A 2,280-nucleotide genomic window follows, 5' to 3' on the forward strand; every position below is an offset into this window, starting at 1 on the left:
CTGCATTTTTTCTCTTGTTGGGATTATTAATTTTTTGGCGTACTTGTTTGAAGCGAACGACAAATGAATGAATGGTGGCTTTTGCTGTGTTTTATCATATTGGCTCTGCTGGGGTTATCAGTGGCCTTATATCCGCTACGTAAAACAAAATGGTTTGCCGGTGTTTTGATACCAATATTAATTATTGGAGTAGTAGGTTCTTACTGGCGTTGGGGTGCCTGGTCTACCTGGCAACGTTACATGCAGGAAACAGAACGGCAGCGACGAGTTGAAGCGGTTCTTCAGACCATCAAAAACCCGACGGAGTTAGTTGATCGATTAAAGGCACGTTTACAAGCCAATCCTGACAGTGCACGCGGATGGTATTTGTTAGGTAGGCTTTATGTCAGCGAAGGTCGGTGGCAAGTAGCTTCTGAAGCGTTTGCTAAGGCACATCACCTTGATCCTAACGATATTGCAACCACGGTCAATTACGGACAAAGTCTTTGGCAAGTAAATAAACAGCGATTTGATGAGCAGATTAGAGCTTTATTTACTAAGATACTGCAGCAAGATCCTGATCAACCAGATGCGTTAGCCATGTTAGCCATGGATTCATTCATAAATCATCATTATCAACAAGCTATTAACTATTGGCAGCATTTATTGAAATTGGCCCCTGAACAATCCGAAGAAGCACAAATGATTCGTAAAGCCATTGCCAAAGCGCAACAACAGCTTCGATAATGATTGAAGACTTTCCTTTATGGTAGGTTTTCGTCTACACTCAAATGCAGGTTCAGTATATTGCCAATGATTTCAAGGAGAGAAAATGAACAATCGAGTTTATCAAATTGTTGAACTAGTAGGCACATCAGAAGAAGGCATCGAGGAGGCAATTAATAACGCTGTGGCTCAAGCAGCAAAAATGCATGGAAAATTGGATTGGTATGAAGTCTTGGAAACACGCGGTTTTATCGAGGGAAGTAAAGCCAAGTATTACCAGGTCCATTTGAAAATAGGTTGCCATGCACATTGATTTGATAAGGAACACTCAGCGCGAAGGTGGGGGATTATTCATCAAATTACCGTGGAGTGCCGCAAGCCTGTCACACGAATTCAACGTATTCGCGCAGTGCTTTTAAAAAGTGTACGCCATAATGGTTGAGTTTGTGTTGACCTACCCCAGATATACTCAATAACTCTTCCATTGTCTGTGGTTTCTCGCGTACCATTTCGTGCAGCGTTGTATCGCTAAAAAATCATAAAGGGAGGTTTGTTTTCTTCATCGGCTAATTGGCGGCGTAAAGCTCGCAATGTTTCAAATAGTGGATGATGCGTTGCAGTGAGAAGATTGCGTGCTTTCGTTTTAGCCGTTTTATTTTTTGCATCAACATTAAAGAGAGCAAGAGAAACTTTTTCTTCTCCTTTTAATACGGTAATGGCCTTTTTCGACAGACGCAGCACATTGAACTGATTAAGATCCTGATAACAATAATCCCGATGAATCAATTGCCAAGCTAATTGCTTCCAGTAGGCAATTGATTTTTCCTTGCCTATGCCATAGGTGCTTAAAAGATGATGCCCTGACTTTTCGATTTTTTCGGATTTCTGTCCCCGCAATACTTCAATCGTGTAGGTTAAGCCATAACTTTGGCGTAATCGGTAAATACACGAGAGCAATTTTTGTGCATCTTCTGTTGCATCGACGGTTTGGGGCGGATTGTCGCAGACATCACAATTACCGCAAGCTTGATCACTGGTCTCAGCAAAATAACGCAATAAAATTTGCCGGCGACAATGGGTCGCTTCAGCAAAGGCTAACATATGGTTCAATTTAGACGTTTCTACCCGTTGCTGGGCTTCGCTAGTGCCTGTAGCAATCCAGCCGCGCAATCTGGCACTATCAGCAGGATCATAAAGAAGCAGTGCTTGTGCTGGTAAGCCATCACGGCCGGATCTGCCTGTCTCCTGATAATAACTTTCTATATTTTTTGGCAAATCGTAGTGAACTACAAAACGCACATTGGATTTATCAATACCCATGCCAAAGGCAAGCGTAGCGACGACAATCTCAACGCGATCGTGACGAAATAAAGATTGCACTTCACGACGTTCGTTATGAGACAAACCTGCGTGGTAAGCTTTGGCGCTATAACCGGCTTCTTGTAATTTCGTTGTGAGCCGCTCTACACCATTACGAGTACCACAATAAATAATGCCTGACTGTTGTTTTTGAGTTTGTAGAAACTGATTTAACTGCTTGAGTGGATTACTTTTAGCAATCACGAGGTAGTGAAT

General features: G+C 42.3%; 2 protein-coding genes and 1 pseudogene. 2 read left to right on the forward strand and 1 reads right to left on the reverse strand.

Annotated features, from left to right (window positions below):
- Nucleotides 1–120: 120 nt before the first annotated feature.
- Entirely contained in the window at nt 121–726 is a 606-nt protein-coding gene (locus BN58_RS08910) for a tetratricopeptide repeat protein (protein WP_232220470.1), read from the forward strand.
- Nucleotides 727–811: 85 nt separating this feature from the next.
- Nucleotides 812–1,018, forward strand: coding sequence for a dodecin (locus tag BN58_RS08915; RefSeq protein ID WP_019216522.1), 207 nt, complete (start codon nt 812–814; stop codon nt 1,016–1,018).
- A gap of 70 nt (nt 1,019–1,088) precedes the next feature.
- Here BN58_RS08915 and BN58_RS23610 read toward each other — a convergent pair.
- Nucleotides 1,089–2,280 (reverse strand): annotated as a pseudogene (locus BN58_RS23610) (RecQ family ATP-dependent DNA helicase); the annotation flags it as partial.

This window comes from Legionella tunisiensis, assembly GCF_000308315.1.
Taxonomy (GTDB): domain Bacteria; phylum Pseudomonadota; class Gammaproteobacteria; order Legionellales; family Legionellaceae; genus Tatlockia; species Tatlockia tunisiensis.